At 65.2% G+C, this 15,782-nt stretch carries 14 protein-coding genes, 1 tRNA gene and 1 pseudogene; 7 read left to right on the top strand and 9 right to left on the bottom strand.

Going from position 1 to position 15,782, the window contains the following annotated elements:
• Positions 1–7: 7 nt before the first annotated feature.
• Positions 8–1,690 carry a methyl-accepting chemotaxis protein gene (locus GWG67_RS32505; protein ID WP_275173598.1) on the bottom strand — a complete coding sequence of 561 codons (1,683 nt, stop codon included), beginning with the start codon at positions 1,688–1,690 and terminating at the stop codon, positions 8–10.
• 446 nt (positions 1,691–2,136) lie between these two features.
• Here GWG67_RS32505 and GWG67_RS32500 point away from each other — a divergent pair, with 446 nt between their 5' ends.
• Entirely contained in the window at positions 2,137–2,487 is a 351-nt protein-coding gene (locus tag GWG67_RS32500; RefSeq protein ID WP_275173597.1) for a hypothetical protein, read from the top strand.
• A 12-nt stretch (positions 2,488–2,499) separates the two neighbouring features.
• The gene (locus GWG67_RS32495; protein WP_275173596.1) at positions 2,500–2,973 is read left to right on the top strand and encodes a hypothetical protein; all 474 of its coding nucleotides are present in this window, start codon (positions 2,500–2,502) and stop codon (positions 2,971–2,973) included.
• 61 nt (positions 2,974–3,034) lie between these two features.
• Here GWG67_RS32495 and GWG67_RS32490 read toward each other — a convergent pair whose 3' ends face one another.
• Together GWG67_RS32490 and GWG67_RS32485 are read right to left on the bottom strand one after the other, a co-directional pair.
• Complete coding sequence (locus tag GWG67_RS32490) at positions 3,035–3,964, bottom strand: GTP-binding protein (RefSeq protein ID WP_275173595.1); 930 nt, start codon at positions 3,962–3,964, stop codon at positions 3,035–3,037.
• Positions 3,965–3,967: 3 nt separating this feature from the next.
• Complete coding sequence (locus tag GWG67_RS32485) at positions 3,968–5,458, bottom strand: amidohydrolase family protein (protein ID WP_275173594.1); 1,491 nt, start codon at positions 5,456–5,458, stop codon at positions 3,968–3,970.
• Positions 5,459–6,463: 1,005 nt separating this feature from the next.
• Between GWG67_RS32485 and GWG67_RS32480 the strand changes: the two genes are divergently transcribed.
• Positions 6,464–7,417, top strand: a complete 954-nt coding sequence (locus GWG67_RS32480; protein WP_275173662.1) for an alpha/beta hydrolase — start codon at positions 6,464–6,466, stop codon at positions 7,415–7,417.
• Between the two features lie 103 nt (positions 7,418–7,520).
• On the opposite strand, the gene GWG67_RS32475 is transcribed toward GWG67_RS32480, so the two are convergent.
• Positions 7,521–7,595, bottom strand: a tRNA-Glu gene (locus GWG67_RS32475).
• 223 nt (positions 7,596–7,818) lie between these two features.
• Positions 7,819–8,163, bottom strand: coding sequence for a hypothetical protein (locus GWG67_RS32470; RefSeq protein ID WP_275173593.1), 345 nt, complete (start codon positions 8,161–8,163; stop codon positions 7,819–7,821).
• Here GWG67_RS32470 and GWG67_RS32465 point away from each other — a divergent pair.
• From GWG67_RS32465 to GWG67_RS32455, 3 genes are all read left to right on the top strand, one after another.
• Positions 8,162–9,169, top strand: a complete 1,008-nt coding sequence (locus tag GWG67_RS32465) for an RluA family pseudouridine synthase (RefSeq protein WP_275173592.1) — start codon at positions 8,162–8,164, stop codon at positions 9,167–9,169. The two genes, GWG67_RS32470 and GWG67_RS32465, sit on opposite strands and share 2 nt — an antisense overlap.
• A gap of 217 nt (positions 9,170–9,386) precedes the next feature.
• Complete coding sequence (gene rpoH, locus GWG67_RS32460) at positions 9,387–10,286, top strand: RNA polymerase sigma factor RpoH (RefSeq protein WP_007596598.1); 900 nt, start codon at positions 9,387–9,389, stop codon at positions 10,284–10,286.
• A gap of 360 nt (positions 10,287–10,646) precedes the next feature.
• Positions 10,647–10,988 (top strand): hypothetical protein, encoded by a 342-nt coding sequence (locus tag GWG67_RS32455; RefSeq protein WP_275173591.1) that lies wholly within the window; start codon positions 10,647–10,649, stop codon positions 10,986–10,988.
• Between the two features lie 182 nt (positions 10,989–11,170).
• Here GWG67_RS32455 and GWG67_RS32450 read toward each other — a convergent pair whose 3' ends face one another.
• The 4 genes and pseudogenes from GWG67_RS32450 to GWG67_RS32435 all read right to left on the bottom strand — a co-directional run bounded on the left by GWG67_RS32450 (position 11,171) and on the right by GWG67_RS32435 (position 14,666).
• Positions 11,171–11,797, bottom strand: coding sequence for an N-acetylmuramoyl-L-alanine amidase (locus tag GWG67_RS32450; protein WP_275173590.1), 627 nt, complete (start codon positions 11,795–11,797; stop codon positions 11,171–11,173).
• A 34-nt stretch (positions 11,798–11,831) separates the two neighbouring features.
• A pseudogene (locus GWG67_RS32445) lies at positions 11,832–13,041 on the bottom strand (GGDEF domain-containing protein).
• Positions 13,042–13,623: 582 nt separating this feature from the next.
• Positions 13,624–14,235, bottom strand: a complete 612-nt coding sequence (locus GWG67_RS32440) for a LysE family translocator (RefSeq protein WP_275173589.1) — start codon at positions 14,233–14,235, stop codon at positions 13,624–13,626.
• A gap of 56 nt (positions 14,236–14,291) precedes the next feature.
• Positions 14,292–14,666 carry a response regulator gene (locus GWG67_RS32435; protein ID WP_275173588.1) on the bottom strand — a complete coding sequence of 125 codons (375 nt, stop codon included), beginning with the start codon at positions 14,664–14,666 and terminating at the stop codon, positions 14,292–14,294.
• Positions 14,667–14,794: 128 nt separating this feature from the next.
• On the opposite strand from GWG67_RS32435, the gene GWG67_RS32430 reads away from it, so the two are divergent.
• The gene (locus tag GWG67_RS32430; RefSeq protein WP_275173587.1) at positions 14,795–15,628 is read left to right on the top strand and encodes an SDR family oxidoreductase; all 834 of its coding nucleotides are present in this window, start codon (positions 14,795–14,797) and stop codon (positions 15,626–15,628) included.
• Positions 15,629–15,782: the final 154 nt, after the last annotated feature.

Below are 15,782 nucleotides of genomic sequence, written 5' to 3'. Positions count from 1 at the left end.
TGCTATACTAGGCCGCCCGCACCCCCGCAACGAAAGCGCTGACCTCGTCTTCCAGCGACTGCAGCTTCTGCGATAGCCGGCCGCTCGATTGCAGCACGAGGCCGGCGGCCTGGCCGGTCTCCGCCGTCGCGTTGGTGACACCCGAGATGTTCTGCGAAACCTGGTCGGTGCCGGAGGCGGCCTCGCGTACGCTGTGCGCGATCGCCGCGGTCGCGGCGCCCTGCTCCTCGACCGCTGCGGCGATCGACGAGGAGATCTCGTTGACCTCCATGATGGTCTTCCGAATGCTCTCGATGTTGCCGACCACCTGGTTGGTCTCGGCCTGGATCGCGGTGATCTGCGCGCCGATCTCGTCGGTCGCCTTCGCGGTCTGGCTCGCCAGCGACTTCACTTCGCTTGCCACTACGGCAAAGCCCTTGCCGGCCTCGCCGGCGCGGGCTGCCTCGATGGTGGCGTTGAGCGCGAGCAGATTGGTCTGCGAGGCGATCTGGTTGATGAGGTCGATGACCTCGCCGATCTTGTGCGCGGCGGCGGCGAGCCCCTGCACGGTGTCGTTGGTCCGCTGACCGTCGGCGGCGGCCTTGTCGGCCACGGTTGCAGCCTGCGCGACGCGCTGGCTGATCTCGGTGATCGAGGACGACAGCTGCCCGGCGGCGGAGGCCACCGTCTGCACGTTGCTCGAAGCCTGCTGGCAGGCGGTGGCGACGAGGCTGGCACGGTCGGTCGCCTTGTTGGCGGTCTCGGACATGCCCTGCGCGGCCTGCTGCATCGCGCGCGCCTCGTTGAAGACGTCGCGGACGACGGCCTGAACGTTCGCCTCGAACTTGCCGGCGAGGTCGGTCATCGTCTTGCGCTTCTCCTCGTCGGCCTTCTGCTTCGTCTCCTGCTGTTCGGCGTGCATCCGGCCGACCGCCGACGCATTGTCCTTGAACACGGCGAGCGCCTTGGCGAGCCCGCCGATCTCGTCGCGACGGTCGGTATGGGGCACGTCGAAGGCGCTGTCGCCGGCGGCGAGGCGGTCGGTCAGCGCAGTGATCTTCGCCAGCGGCCGGGTCACGCTGCGGCCGATCACGAAGGAAGCGCCGAGCACGAGCACGAACACGACCAGGCACACCAGGGCGAAGGTCATCGCATTCTGGCGGAAGACGGCGTCGACATCGTCGAGATAGATACCGGTGCCGATGATCCAGCCCCAGGGCGCAAAGCCCTTCACATAGGAGATTTTCCCGACCGGCTGGTCGAAGCCGGGCTTCGGCCAGAGGTAGCTGTAGAAGCCCGCGCCCTGCTTCTTGACGACGTCAACGAAGCCGACGAACAGCGCGTTGCCGGACGGATCCTTCATCCCGGCGAGATCCTTGCCGTCGAGTTCGGGCTTGATCGGATGCATGACCATCTTGGGCGTCATGTCGTTCAGCCAGAAATACTCGACCTTGTCGTAGCGCAGGCTCTTGATTTCCGCGATCGCGCCGGCCTGGGCCTGCTCGCGCGGGAGTTTTCCCTCACTCTCGAGCTTCTGGTAGTGCGCCAGGATGCCGTAGCCGACGTCGACCATGTGCTGCGTCTTGGCCTCACGGTCCGCGATCATCTGCGCGCGCAGGGTCGAAAGCGCGATCGGCGCCAGCGCGATCATGCCGAGGAGGCTGATGCCGACAATCAGGACCAGCTTGAAACTGATGCGGGAAAAAAACATCGGTGCTCGCAAGATTTGGAAGGGCTGATATGCCAGTTTATCCCGCGCCCCTTAGCAAAGCTTTAAGCATTCGGGTTCCCGCAAAACACGCAAAACTCCGTAGGATTCTACCGGCACGCCGCGGCCGCCCCTCGCAGGCTCACGAGGCCGCTGCATCCGAGATGCGATCTCTTCAAAACTAGAAGACCTCGATATCGCCCCTCCGAGCGTTGACTTGCAGGGAGCGCTGACGGAACGATCGACGCAGTTCATCAGCGCCAGCCGGGGCGTGGGCGCAGCCGGAGGCCAGAGGCTCAATGCATCAATCGACATCGACAGGATCCCTCGACCTTCCGTCGCTGAACGCGGCGGAGCGGCTCTTCATTTGGGGATTTCGGGCCAAGGCGCGCAGCGGAAGCGCCGTTCCGACCGCGGCCGACATCCAGCAAGTGTACGACCACTTTCGCGTGGGCGATGCCGTGCCTTCCCTGGAGTCCATCATCGAGATCTTTGCCTGCACGGCGCATACGGCCATCGCGGTGCACTGCCCGACCTGCCCGCGCATGTCCGACAGCGAGCACGGCATGTTGCGGGCGATCGCCGCCGCGCAGAAAGAGCGCGACGATATCGCGCGCGAACAGTTCGAATGCTGGCTGCCGCCGGTCGGCGCCGATTGGGCTCTCGCACCCGTGCGGGGGCTTGCAACGATCTTCCGCATGGCGGGTCTCATCCTGCCCGACCGGCACGTTCCGTCTTTCGAGCATGACCGGACGATGGCGATGAAGAGCTGGCTGGTCGGAAGCCCGACGTTGCACTGACCGGGATCGCGCATGATGCAGGATAGTTGCGGCTCGGTGCCCGTCACGCAAGCCGGCCAGGTGCGGCTCTGTCCGCTTCAGGCCGCGCTTGCGACGCGGCCTGACGTCGAAAGCTACGATGATTTTGGCCGCGTCACGCTCTCGCTGTTGCGGTTCATCGGCGCGGCCTATGCGACCGGCGCGTCCGACTGCTGGGAGGCGGCCTATCGCTTTGCCGACGAGGCGCCTGGCATCGTCGATAGCCCGCTGCTGGTCGCACGCGTTGCGGCGCTCGTCAGAATCCTGCGCAGCGGCCGGCCGTGCCAATTGTGCTTCATGCCGCCGTCGTGCCGGCGTCTTTCGAAGGACGAGGCGGAATTGATGCGGCTGCTGGCGGTGGCGCGCGGCAATCGGCCGGGTGAGCTCGAATCCGCCGTCTGCCAGTTCGTCGGCAACGAGAACTGGATCGCGACAACCAGGGCAGTCAACGCGCTCGCGTTCTGCTGACATCCAGCGGTCCTTCCAGACCACCGTGTTCGCCTCGCGCAATTCGCTTGAGGCGGCAGCTTCACCGATCGGCAACGCACGTCGCCATGATCGCATCGAGCTCCGCCTTCGAGAGCACCCCAAGCTCGGCGATGAACACGATGCGCGCGGCGGGTACGCCCGGCGTCGCCACTTCGCCTGGCACCAGCGTGGCGCGGCCGGCGGCGAATTGAAACACCATCTGGCGCCCGGGCTGCTCGACGGTCTCGAACAGGCCTTTTGCCCGCGCGAGTTTTGGCGCAAGTTTGCCGATCGCCTGCTGCAGGCGGACGAGCGAGATCCGGTGGTCCGAGGTCCAGCTCAGCGTTTCGAAGCGTTGCTCTGCCGGACGTTTCGGTCCGGGCTCGCGTCGCGCGGGGGCGCGATCGACGGTCGCGGGAAACAGCAGCGCGGACGGAATCTCGCCATGCTGCGCATCGACGACCACGGCAGGAGCGCGCCGCGCGCGGATGGCCTCGCGCATCCGCCCGCCCGCGCCCTCCTCCGCCAGATCCAGCTTGCTCAGCGCCACGATGTCGGCGACGCGCAGCTGCGAACGATTTAACGCATCGTCCAGGGCGGCCGGCGGTGTCGCCGCGTCCATCACGCAGAGCACCGTTTCCAGCGGCGCCTCGCGCAGGATCACGGGGTCCATCAAATTGCGGACGATGTCGGCGGGATCGGCGACGCCGCTGGTCTCGATGACGATGTACTCCGGCTTCGGATCACGCCGCAGCAGCGTCGAGAGCGTACGCAGCAGGTCGCCTTCGAGCGAGCAGCAGATGCAGCCATTGGCGAGGCTGATCACGCCGTCGCTCGCGCCCACGATCAGCTCGGCATCGATGTTGATCGCGCCGAAATCGTTGACCACAGCGGCGATCCGGCGCCCCTCCGCATGCGCCAGCAGATGGTTGACGACAGTGGTCTTGCCGGCCCCCAGAAAGCCCGTTACCAGGAGAATGGGGACCGGCATGTCTCAGCCCCCAACGACGGGGCGGCGCACGGGACGGCCGGGCCGCGCCGCGACATCCAACACACCATCTGTGATCAGCGGTTGGCCGCTGACGATCAGATGCCGCACGCCTTCGGAGGGGCGGTTCATCGCCGTGAAGGTCGCGCGGTCCGAGAGCTTCTCGTAGTCGAACACGACGATGTCGGCATCGGCGTCCTTCGCGAGCCGGCCCTTGGTGCGCATCGCGGGCGTGCTCTGCGACAGGATGTCCGCCGGGATCAGCGCGCATTTGCGCACGCCTTCGAGCAGCGACACGGTCTTGCGCTCGCGCACCCATTCGCGGATGAATTTCGTGAAGCAACCCGCCGAGCGCGGATGCGAGGTGGCGTCATCCGGCAGCGGCCAGGCATCGCCGGTGTAGGTCTTGCCGTCCGACGTCGTCCACGGCATCGCGTCGGAGGCGATGGCGCCGCCGGGATAGAGCACCGACATATCGAGGAGGTCGCGGTGATGCGCATTGTTCTCGGTGTCGAGGATGTGCCACAGCACCAGCGAAGACGGCTCTTCAGCCTGCGCCTTCAAGAGCTCCTCGCGATCGCTGAAGCGGTGGCCGTCGGTGACCCGCTGCACGGAATCGTAGCCGGTGCCGTTGCGCTCGACGAATTCGGGGTCGCTGAAAAAGGCGGCCGCCAGCACGGTCGAGCCGGTGCCGTAGGGATAGGCCTCGACCGTGATCGGCAGGCCCTGCGCCTGCGCTTTGGCGATCAGCACACGGCAGCGCTCGACGTCGGTCTTGCTCGACGAGTTGAAATGGCAGATGTGCATGTGCGCGCCGGTGGCGCCGGCATAGCCGATCAGGCGGATATAGGCCTCCGCCGCGCTCTCGGGGTCGACGCGCGACATGTAGGCGACATGCGTGAAGGTCGGCACGTCCTGCGCGGCCGCGAGCTGGCAGACCGCGGTCAGCTCCTGCACGCCGGCGCCCGGCGCATAGGCGTTCAAGATGCCGATGCCGATGCCGCCCTCGTTCAGGCCGCGCGACAACCTCTCGAGGATTCCCGCAACCTCCGCATCGCTCGCCACGTTGTCCATCCAGCGGCGATCGCGCATGGCATTGCCGAACGCCTCCAGCGAGCTCTCCGCATTGGAGCCCGTCATCGCACCGATACGCGCGAAAGCCCAGTTGGTGGCGGCGCCGTAGTTCAGCACGCGTCCCTTCCTGGCCTGGCGCTCATACCAGGACCCGACCGGCAGCACGCCCGCTTCGAGATCGAGCGTCGTCGTGACGCCGTCAAACGCCTGCATGCGATCGGCGGGGAGCGACTGGCCATGCGCATGAAGGTCGATGAAGCCGGGCGCAACCACGAGCCCGGTGGCGTCGATCACCCGCTCGGCGCCGCCGAGCGAGGCGCCGACCGCGGCGATCTTGCCGTCCACCACCGCCACATCGCCAACCGCGTCCATTCCGCTGGCGGGATCCACCACCCGGCCGCCAGAGATCACCAAACCGCTCATGTCGTCACTCCCTCACGCTGAATTCGCATCAAGGCAGATTCCCGGTGGGACGACCACCTCCACCGATGCCGACGCATCATGCTCGCAAGGGAGGCTCGAAGGCAGGCTCGAAAGGGAGGCTCGAAGGAGAGGTCAATTCACATGCGGGTCGCGGGCACGCGCTCGCAGTCTCGCGGCAGGTTTGCCCGAGCTATGCTTCTCGCTTCACGCCCTCGAAGAAAGGGCGCAGGGAAGACCGGGCGCCGGCTGGCACCCATAAAAACCCCCATGCGAACTGATTGCACACGCAATGCACAGGGGAGACACAGGGCAGCCGAGACCAGGCCTTCCCTGCGCGATGGTTTGACGGCCTATGCCGCGCTCTCCCCGGAGACGAGTTCCTTCTTGCCTCCGTCACCTCCGCGAAATGCACGGCACCGCGCCGGTTGACGCGCTGACGCCTTCGCAAAGGCTTGTCCGTAGCAACGACGGCCAGGACCACACGGTTTCGCCGTACGCGAGCTTCCTGCTTCGCCCAAGGCTTCGCAGGACATGGCCCTGCTTCGGCAAAAGACTTCGCAGGCATTGGGCGCCGTCCGTCGATGCGGTTCGTGCCATGCTCACGAGGTTCATCTCGCCCTGCATGCACAATCCCGCCTTTAACGCCGCCCGCGTCCACCGCAACTCCCAACCCGCGTTCGTGACGACGTACGACCGCCCCTCTTGTGGGCTGGGATGGGCGACACATACGACATTTCCGAATTTCGGTAAAGCGGAATATTTTTGACGGCGGGGATTGACTTGCGTTTGCGGCTGTTTCGCGCGACCGCCGGAGACAACCGACGCCACGACCATGCAATAGACCGCGAAGCAGCTCCGCCGTCTTCTCGCCCCCATTGTCATTCAGGAAGTTAGATGGGGCGCTACGGTGGACAAAGTTCCCAAAGGTTTCGTGTGATCGCTCGACCTCTTCTGCAATGCGACCCTCTCCATTCTATTTCGCGCCGCGCTCTCCTCGGTGGATTTATGTCGGCAGGGACCGCCATTGCGCTCGGCGGATGCGCCGGCCTGGGTGCGACCGGGGCGCGTTTCGACGCGTCATCGCTCTCCCTTGATCCCACATTGCTCGTCGCCACCACGCGCAAGCCCGTCAACGGTGGTCGGACGAAACCCTGGTTCGGGCCAGAGCGTGCAACCAACATGACGGTCGCGAGGGCGAAGCTGGTGGCGCCGGACGAGAGCCGACTTTCTCTCGCCTCGGTCGGATTTGGTGATTGGCGCCTTGATCGGCTCGAACCGGTGTCGGCAGACGTTGGCGATCTGGTCGCGCAGGCCGGCGGAGGAGACGTGCTTATCTATGTGCACGGCTTCAAACAGACATTCGAGACGGCGATGCTGGATGCTGCTCATCTCTCGGATGGGATCAAGTTCCGCGGCCGAACCGTGGCGTTCTCCTGGCCTTCCAAGGCAGGGCTGTTCGACTATGCCTATGACCGCGACAGCGCGATGTGGTCCCGCGACGATTTCGAACGCGTGCTCTCTGCCCTCGTCTCCGCTCCGGGCGGCGGCCGCGTACACATCGTTGCGCACAGCATGGGAACCATGCTGACGCTCGAAAGCCTGCGTCAGCTCTATGCCCGATACGGCGACACAGTTACGAGCAAGATCGGCGCGGTTGTGTTTGCTGCGCCAGATATCGACATGGACGTGTTCACGTCGGCGGTCCACCGCATCGGTCCGCTTGCCGGCAAAATCACCGTGATCGCCGCGACGAACGATCGCGCACTGGCGCTGTCGGGACAAATCGCAGGTGGAATGACCAGGGTCGGCGCCGCCGAGAAGGCCGTCATCGCGCGGCTCGGTGTGCGCGTGGTCGATGCCTCGCAGGAAGGCTGGGGCATCATCAACCACGATCTGTTTCTGTCGAATGCAGAAGTGCAGCGGGTGATCCGCCGCTCGATCGACGGCACGATCGCGTAAGAGAGCGCCTGCGCCGAGCCGTGGAAAGCTCGCTCCTGCGCTTGCTCGTTGCGGCTTCAGGCGGGAACGGCCGGGTTTTGAAGTGCCCAGTCTCGTACGCGAATGGCGCTCCCTAGGGGAATCGAACCCCTGTTTCAGCCTTGAGAGGGCCGCGTCCTAACCGCTAGACGAAGGGAGCGTGAGGGAGAGGACATAGCCTCGAATTTTGCCGGCGGCAAGCGGGGATCGAGGGGTTTCGGACGCTCACTCCGCCGTCGTCCTGGCGAAAGCCAGGACCTATTACCTCAAAGCGTAGTTGTGGGCGAAGTGCCAACCACCAGTCCCCGCAACCACACCAGCCGGTGGTTATGGGTCCTGGCCTTCGCCAGGACGACGATGGCGGCGAGTTCCGGGGGGCCGCCTTACGGCTCATTGGCAAATTTCAGCTTTCCGGCCGGCCTCAGGGTGTGGGCATCGAAGGTGCGGATTTCGGTGACGCCGCCGATGTCGAGCGTGATCACGAGCCGGTCGCCGGCGACGCCGCTTGAGACGATTTTGGCGCCCTTGGGCAGGGTGGCAATGACGTCGCCGGCCGGCTCGGGCGCCCTTCCCTCCGACTTGAAAAGGCGGTAGCCCACCGCGATCAGCACGGCGCAGATTGCCAGCGCCGTGGTCAGCCCCGCGATCAGCATCATCCGCCGCACCCGCGCGAACAGCGCGGCCTGCTCGGGGCTCGGTTCGGGAACAACGGTATCAGACGTCGTCATGCAAAATTCTGGCTCTGCGCAAAGGTTGGAGGTTGTCGTCGAAGGCTCCGAGGGCTCGACCCGGCTCGACCGCGTGCTGGCGACGCACCTCGCCGAGCTGTCGCGATCGAGGCTGAAAGCCCTGATTCTGGCGGGCGCGGTGAGCCTCAGGGACGCCGCGATCCGGGACCCCGCTTATCACGTCGCCTCCGGCGATACGATCACAATCGACGTGCCGGAAGCGGCCCCGCCGGAGCCGAAAGGCGAGGATATCGCGCTCGATATCGTGTTCGAGGACGACGACATCGTCGTCCTCAACAAGCCGAAGGGGCTGGTGGTGCATCCCGCGGCGGGCCATGAGACCGGCACGCTGGTGAATGCGCTGATCGCCCATTGCGGCTCATCGCTGTCGGGCATCGGTGGGGTGCGCCGGCCCGGCATCGTGCACCGGCTGGACAAGGACACCACCGGGTTGATGGTGGTCGCCAAGAACGACCTCGCGCATGCCTCGCTCACCGCGCAATTCGCCGACCATGGCCGCACCGGGTCGATGCGGCGCGGCTACATGGCCTTCGCCTGGGGGCTGCCGGGCCGCCATCGCGGCACCGTGGACGCGCCGATCGATCGCCACCCGCATGCGCGCGAGAAGATGGCGGTGCGCCAGGGCGGCCGCGAGGCCGTGACGCATTGGGAGCTTCTGGAGAGTTTTGCCGGGCGAGACGGCAAGCCGATCGCGACGCTGCTCGCCTGCGAGCTCGAGACCGGGCGCACCCACCAGATCCGCGTCCACCTCGCCCATATCGGCCACCCCCTGATGGGCGATGCCGTCTACGGCCCGCATTTCAAGACCAAGGCAAACCAGCTGGGCTCCGAGTCGCAGGCCGTCCTGGCCGCGCTGGGGCGGCAGGCCCTGCACGCCTACCTGCTGGTATTGGAGCACCCGAGGACTGGAGAATTACTCCACTGGGAAGCGCCTCTGCCGGAGGATTTGCTTCTCCTCCAGGGTGCCCTGAAAGCGGCGCTATGACGCAGGCCGCTTCAGAAATGCCTTACATTACAAAAAGTTATAGCTGCCACACGCGGACGTGACGTCAGCAATCCTTCCCTTTTTGCCTCCCGATGGAGTATATTGCGCTCGCGTTGAAGACCAACGCGGAACATCGCAGCACCGATCGGCTTTAACCAAGCGGTCGTCTGCCTGGCCCGCCGCTATCGGGGGCCTGAACCTGTTTGGAGGGCGCACTATGGCCCGTACAGCTACCCTGCCGGTCCTTAATGGCGAATCCGGCCTTTCCCGTTACCTCGGCGAGATCCGCAAGTTTCCGATGCTGGAACCCCAGCAGGAATACATGCTCGCCAAGCGTTGGCGCGAGCACGATGATCGTGACGCCGCGCACCAACTCGTCACCAGCCATCTCCGTCTCGTGGCCAAGATCGCCATGGGCTATCGCGGCTACGGCCTGCCGATCTCCGAGGTCGTCTCGGAAGGCAATGTCGGCCTGATGCAGGCGGTGAAGCGGTTCGAGCCCGAGAAGGGCTTCCGTCTCGCCACCTACGCGATGTGGTGGATCAAGGCGTCGATTCAAGAGTACATCCTGCGTTCGTGGTCGCTCGTGAAGATGGGCACCACCGCGAACCAGAAGAAGCTGTTCTTCAACCTGCGCAAGGCGAAGAGCAAGATTTCCGCGCTGGACGAAGGCGATCTCCGCCCCGACCAGGTGGCCATCATTGCCAAGCGTCTCGGCGTCACGGCTCAGGACGTGGTCGACATGAACCGCCGCCTCGGTGGCGACGCGTCGCTCAACGCTCCGATCCGCGACGACGGCGAAGCCGGCGAATGGCAGGACTGGCTGGTCGATAATTCGCCCAACCAGGAAGCCATGCTGGCGGAGCACGAGGAGTATGATCACCGCCGTGACGCCCTGAACGGCGCCATGGGCGTGCTCAACCCGCGCGAACGCCGCATCTTCGAGGCGCGCCGGCTCGCCGATGAGCCGATGACGCTGGAAGACCTTGCCGCCGAGTTCGGCGTGTCGCGCGAGCGCGTCCGCCAGATCGAGGTCCGCGCCTTCGAGAAGGTGCAGTCCGCGGTCAAGGGCACGATCGCAAAGGCCGAACAGGCCGCGCTGGAAGCCGCGCTCTAAGCGCGAGGTTTTTAGCGCCAGAGATTGGCGGATCGACAAGAGACAGAAAGCCGGCGGCAACGCCGGCTTTTTTGTTGGGCGCAACTCTCGCCGTCATGCCACGCGACCCGGCTACGCCAAGGCTTCGCCGAGGTTGAGGTCCAGGGGCGCCGAAGCTTTTGGCGTAGGCGGCAGGCGGGCATCCAGTACGCCGCAGCGCTTGTTGCGCTAGCGAGGTCTTCAATGCAGGTCTCTGGAATACTGGATCGCCCGGTTGAACCGGGCGATGACAGCGGGGTTGTGGCTCTGCCTTGAACCCGCACTGCCGGTCGGCCGACCAAAAACATTGGACCGACAGCATCAAGAGAACGGACACGCACCGTGTCGATCATCCTGCAATCCACCGTCGGCGGCTTCTCCGCCCAGTTCATGCGCAAGCTGCCGCTGGTCGAGCAGGCGATGCGCGAGCACGGGCTCGAGCCGTCGGAGTTCGTGATCTCGAAGGACTATGCCTCGACCGCGACGATCCCGCTGATGGGTCCGTTCTTCTTCAATTACAGCGTCTACTTCGGCGACGAGACATTCACGGTCACCGAGCCGAACGACATGGTGTTCCTGGACTACTTCTTCAAACGCGTGCTCGCGGCGGATGACCCGCCGGAAGTGCCGCGGCGGCCGGGCTTGATCCGGCGGTTGTTCGGCTGGATGTCGGAGCCGGTGTAGTTGCTTTTCCCCTCTCCCCTTGCGGGAGAGAGTGGCTCGCGAAGCGAGACGGGTGAGGGGTCGCCACCGCGAGCGCATCTCTCACATCGTCATTCGCGGAGACAACCCCTCATCCGGCGCTTTGCGCCACCTTCTCCCGCAAGGGGAGAAGGGAAGAGCGCACCGCCGGCGCCTCGCTAACTCTACTCCCCCCAAACCCGCGCCAGCGTCGCGAGCCAGCAGCCTTCGCAATAGCGGGCGTCCTTGTAGTCGATCCAGTTGTGCGCATAGACGCGGTCGAGCGGGATCCCGTAGCGCGCGCGCAGGATTTGGACGAGGATCTTCCACGCCGCGACCTGCGCCGCGGTCGGGCCCGTGGTGACGTCGGGATAGTTGCCGGCGAACTCGACGCCGATCGAATTGTCGCGCACCACCTGACGATAGGTCGGCTTGTTGTCGATGTATTTGTTGTCGTTGCGGTTGGCGCCGTCGCCATGGGTCGGCACCAGGTTTTCCGCGACCGCCCAATAGACAGTGCCGTCGGTCTCCACCCACAATGTGACGCCGCGACGCTTGGGATTCTTAGCCTGCTCCTGCGCACCGCCGCGCGCCGAACCTGCCGGTCCCTCGGTCTGGTGCACGATGATGTTGCGCCAGGGTTTTGCGTTGCCGACGTCCCCCCATGGCGCCAGCCACACCATCTTCAGGCCGGGGATGTCAGGCGTGCCGGAGGCGCGCGCGAGCTTTGCGAGTTCGGCGTCGGTCGCGGCGGCAGGTGCGATCGGAATGAGGGCGGCGAGAATGGCCGCGAGCAGGCGAGAGATCATCATGCGGGTCCAATGCGGACCCGACGTTAGCACGCCCCTACGCGAATTTGCGCAAGGCCTCACCTGGACCGATCGGGTCAGGCATGAGCGGCGGCGCCGGATCGTGGATGGCAAAGTCGTTCTTGCCGTTCTTCTTGGCCGCATAGAGGGCGTGGTCGGCATGTGCGATCAGGCGGTCCGGAAACTGGCCGACGCCGCGGTCCCACTGCGCCACCCCGATCGAGATCGCGATCGGAATGTCGATGCCGGTGCAGTTGACGGCATCCTGGCGGCAGACCTCGAGCACGCGGCGGGCGATCGCAGCCGCCTCGCGCAAGGTTGACGACGGCAGCACGACGCAGAATTCGTCGCCACCGGTGCGGGCGAGCATGTCGCCGGGCCTCAAGCGCGTCTGCGCCATCAGAGTGAAGTGCTGGAGGCAGGCATCGCCCGCGGCATGACCATGGGTGTCGTTGACGGCCTTGAAGCCGTCGAGATCGATCACCAGCAGCGAGAACGGCTCGTTGCTGCGCTCCGAGCGGGCGCATTCTTCAACCAGCCGCTGCAACAGATGCCGCCGGTTGGCGACACCGGTGAGATCGTCGAGCAGCGCGAGGTCGGCAACTTCGTTGCGCAGGCGGTCCATCGCCATCAGCAGGAAACCGAAATTGAGCGTCATCGACAGGAACAGGAGCCCCAGCACCATGACGGCATGAGACTGCCCTCCGGCGACCGACGAGAAATCGCCGCCGAGCAGATTGCCGATCGCACGAGCCGAAGATCGCGATGATGGTGATGATCACGATGCCGGAGAGCCGGGCTCCCGGGCTGGCACGGCCTTCCGGCGGCGATAGCAGCAAACGCAGCGACAGCGCCAGCGGCAGCGCCTGACCGAGCGAGTAGCTGAGCATGCGCAGCTGCATGTGATCGAATACGACCATGAAGAACACGACGCCGCTGAGGCTGAGAATTCCCGTCGCGGCCATGACGCGCCACGACACCGGCCGACCGTAGAAGCGCTGAATGCCCATGGCGGCAAGGCTGCTCGCCGCGATGATGCCGACGGCTCCGAGCAGCAGCGGGACAGGCGAGACGACGAAAAGGCGGATCAAGGCCGCCATCGTGCCGATCGCGCCGACGAAGCACGATGCCATCCAGAACCGCGCGGCCGCGAATTTCGGATAGGAGCGCGTCACGTAGGCCCAGATCAGGCCGAGCGCCAGGAAGTTGACGACGAATACGGTCCAGAGTGTCGGCACGTTCAGCATGGCGCGCGCCACAAGCGCAGCATCGCGCCCTCCGTCCCTGCCAGCTGTCCGTTCATGACCCCGTCCCCGTTTTCTTGCGGGGACAATGCGACCGACGCGCTTAACGGAGTCTCACTGCGATCCGCGAAAACATGCCTTTGGTTTTGGATTCATGAACGGCCGGCGCATTGTCGGATCGTTAGGCATGGCCGGCGATGCGGATTCGCGAACCAAAATCACCCGAAAATGCATCTGAGCTGTGGATAACGCGATGACACGGATGTGACAGCGCGGGGCAGAAGCGCGCGAATCTGCTGAGTTCGTCGTCGAGGATGTTGCGAGGCTGGCCCTCCGCCGAGCATCCCTCGTGTCGCGTTTCACCATTAACCCTGAAGAGGATCCTATGGCTAAGAAAGCGAAGAAGGCGAAGAAGGCGACGAAGAAAAAGGCCAAGAAGGCAGCGAAGAAGAAGTAACGAGGCTTCTTATTCTTTGCCCGGGTGGAGCACGCTCCGCCCGGGCGTCGGGCAGCAGTTGTGAGTTTGAAGACGGCGGGCGCAAGGCCCGCTTTTTTATTGGCTCCCGCCCTTGTTGGCTGGAGAAGCTACCGCTCCGCGAACGCCAGCTTGGCGCCGAGCGCGGCGAAGCCGGCGGCAAAGCTGCGGCGCAGCCAGGCCATGACACGCGGGCGGGAGATGACGCGCTCCCGCACCGAGGCTGCGCAGAGGCCGTAGACCACGAACACCGCAAACGTCATCGCCATGAAGGCGCCGCTCAATTCCAGCATCGGCGCCAGCACAGGGGCTTCGTCAGCGGCGATGAACTGCGGCAGGAAGGCCAGGAAGAAGATCGACAGCTTCGGATTGAGGATGTTGATCAGGAAGCCGGTCACGATCACGCGGCCAGCTGAACGCTCGCGGATCTCGCCGTCGACCGCCAGCGCCCCGGTCTCGCGCAGCGCCTGCCAGGACATGTAGAGCAGATAGGCAACGCCGCACCATTTCAGCCCGGCGAAGGCGAGCGCGCTGGTGTGGAGCACGGCGGCGAGCCCCAGCATCGCGGCCGTCATGTGCGGCACGATGCCGAGGGTACAGCCGAAGGCGGCCGCGATGCTCGCGCGCGAGCCGCGGGTCAGCGCGGCCGCCAGTGTGTAGAGCACGCCGGTGCCGGGCGAGGCGACGACGATCAGCGAGGTGAGCAGGAAGGACAAGGTCATGGACCGACCTTATCACCGCGCCCCGAACCATGAAAGCCAACCTGCCGGATCGATCGTCAGGACAGCTGCGCGATCTCGGCTTCCCGGAGCACGTCGAGCGGCGCCCAGGGCTTGGCCCAGAACTTTGCGCCGTTCGGCAAGGGCTGCATCAAGGGGCGGCCGGAGGTGACGACGATGTCGAGCTTCGGGTTGCGGTCCTTGGCGACATGCGCGAGCTCGACCCCGTTCATGCGGCCCGCAAGCTGCACGTCCGTCATCATCAGGCAGAGCGCCCCGGCGCTCTTCTCCAGCACCAGCTCGGCCGCCTCGGCGCTCTCGCACTGGATGACGTCGTAGCCGCTTTCTTCGAGAAGAAGGCTGAGCATCTCCCTCTGCATGAGGTCGTCTTCAACGATCAGTGCGGTGGCTCGAAACGGCTTTGCTTGTCCCATCGGCGGCTCCCAATGCTGCCTGTCTTCATGAAGTAACGTACGTTAAGGTGGGAACAGCGATGCGGTTCGGTTCCAATATGAAAAAATGTAAAGCATAGTTCCGCTCGAAAGGCTTGACGGGGGATATCATGACATCGATCCGCGGCGCCGCCGCCATCACCGGAGCGGCAAGCGGCATCGGCCGCGCGCTCGCGAGCGAGCTTGCGCGGTGCGGCTGCGATCTCGCGCTCGCCGATCGCGACGAGGCCGGGCTGAAAACGCTTGCCGCCGAGATCGGAGCCGCATGCAAGGTCAGCCTGCATCGCGTCGACGTCAGCGAGCCCGACGACATCGCGCAGTTCGCGCGTGAGGCGACCACCGCGCATCCCGCGCTCGGCATCGTCATCAACAATGCCGGCGTGGCGCTGATGGGCTCGTTCGAGGAGATCGACCAGGCACAGATGGACTGGCTGTTCGACATCAATTTCTGGGGCGTGGTGCACGGCACGCGCGCCTTCCTGCCGCATCTGAAGACGATGGGCGAGGCGCACATCGTCAACCTGTCCTCGATCTTCGGCATCATCGCCCCGCCGGGACAGTCGGCCTATGCCGCGGCGAAATTCGCGGTGCGCGGCTTTTCCGAGAGCGTGCGGCACGAGCTTGCCATGGCGGGCAGCCCCGTCAGGCTGTCGGTCGTGCATCCCGGCGGCGTCGCCACCGCCATCGCCCGCAATTCGCGCACCGGGACCGGCGTCACCGATAATGCGCGCCGGTCGCAATCGATCGAGCGGTTCGAGAACGCAGCAAAGACCACGCCGCGAGATGCCGCGCTGCGCATCATCAGGGGCATCGAGAGAAACGAGCCGCGCATCCTGATCGGCAACGACGCCCGCTTCATGGATCTCCTGCAGCGCTTCCGCCCGGCAACGTACTGGGCCCCGTTGCAGCGCAAGCTGGAGAGGATGGCGAAGGGGACGAAGTGAGGGGCGCCGTCGAATTGCACGATGCCAGGCGCCACACCCGCCGCTGTCGTCCTGGCGAAAGCCAGGACCCATAGCCACCGAATTCAGTTTGGCGAAGACTGGCAGTTACTCAGCACGTGACTGCGAGTCGTTGTAACGATTCCCGCCTGGGGTA

This window comes from Bradyrhizobium sp. CSS354 (assembly GCF_029051725.1).
Taxonomy (GTDB): Bacteria; Pseudomonadota; Alphaproteobacteria; order Rhizobiales; family Xanthobacteraceae; genus Bradyrhizobium.
The sequence above is the reverse complement of the archived record's forward strand: the minus strand, read 5'-3'. Positions and strand labels throughout refer to the sequence as shown.

What these genes read in the sequence shown, in the direction of transcription:
- GWG67_RS32480 (WP_275173662.1), top strand. Translation starts at nt 6,464, where the DNA reads ATGTCGGCAGGGACCGCCATTGCGCTCGGCGGATGCGCCGGCCTGGGT.
- GWG67_RS32470 (WP_275173593.1), bottom strand. Translation starts at nt 8,163, where the DNA reads ATGACGACGTCTGATACCGTTGTTCCCGAACCGAGCCCCGAGCAGGCC.
- GWG67_RS32505 (WP_275173598.1), bottom strand. Translation starts at nt 1,690, where the DNA reads ATGTTTTTTTCCCGCATCAGTTTCAAGCTGGTCCTGATTGTCGGCATC.
- GWG67_RS32490 (WP_275173595.1), bottom strand. Translation starts at nt 3,964, where the DNA reads ATGCCGGTCCCCATTCTCCTGGTAACGGGCTTTCTGGGGGCCGGCAAG.
- GWG67_RS32430 (WP_275173587.1), top strand. Translation starts at nt 14,795, where the DNA reads ATGACATCGATCCGCGGCGCCGCCGCCATCACCGGAGCGGCAAGCGGC.
- GWG67_RS32495 (WP_275173596.1), top strand. Translation starts at nt 2,500, where the DNA reads ATGATGCAGGATAGTTGCGGCTCGGTGCCCGTCACGCAAGCCGGCCAG.
- GWG67_RS32485 (WP_275173594.1), bottom strand. Translation starts at nt 5,458, where the DNA reads ATGAGCGGTTTGGTGATCTCTGGCGGCCGGGTGGTGGATCCCGCCAGC.
- GWG67_RS32435 (WP_275173588.1), bottom strand. Translation starts at nt 14,666, where the DNA reads ATGGGACAAGCAAAGCCGTTTCGAGCCACCGCACTGATCGTTGAAGAC.
- rpoH (WP_007596598.1), top strand. Translation starts at nt 9,387, where the DNA reads ATGGCCCGTACAGCTACCCTGCCGGTCCTTAATGGCGAATCCGGCCTT.
- GWG67_RS32465 (WP_275173592.1), top strand. Translation starts at nt 8,162, where the DNA reads ATGCAAAATTCTGGCTCTGCGCAAAGGTTGGAGGTTGTCGTCGAAGGC.
- GWG67_RS32450 (WP_275173590.1), bottom strand. Translation starts at nt 11,797, where the DNA reads ATGATGATCTCTCGCCTGCTCGCGGCCATTCTCGCCGCCCTCATTCCG.
- GWG67_RS32440 (WP_275173589.1), bottom strand. Translation starts at nt 14,235, where the DNA reads ATGACCTTGTCCTTCCTGCTCACCTCGCTGATCGTCGTCGCCTCGCCC.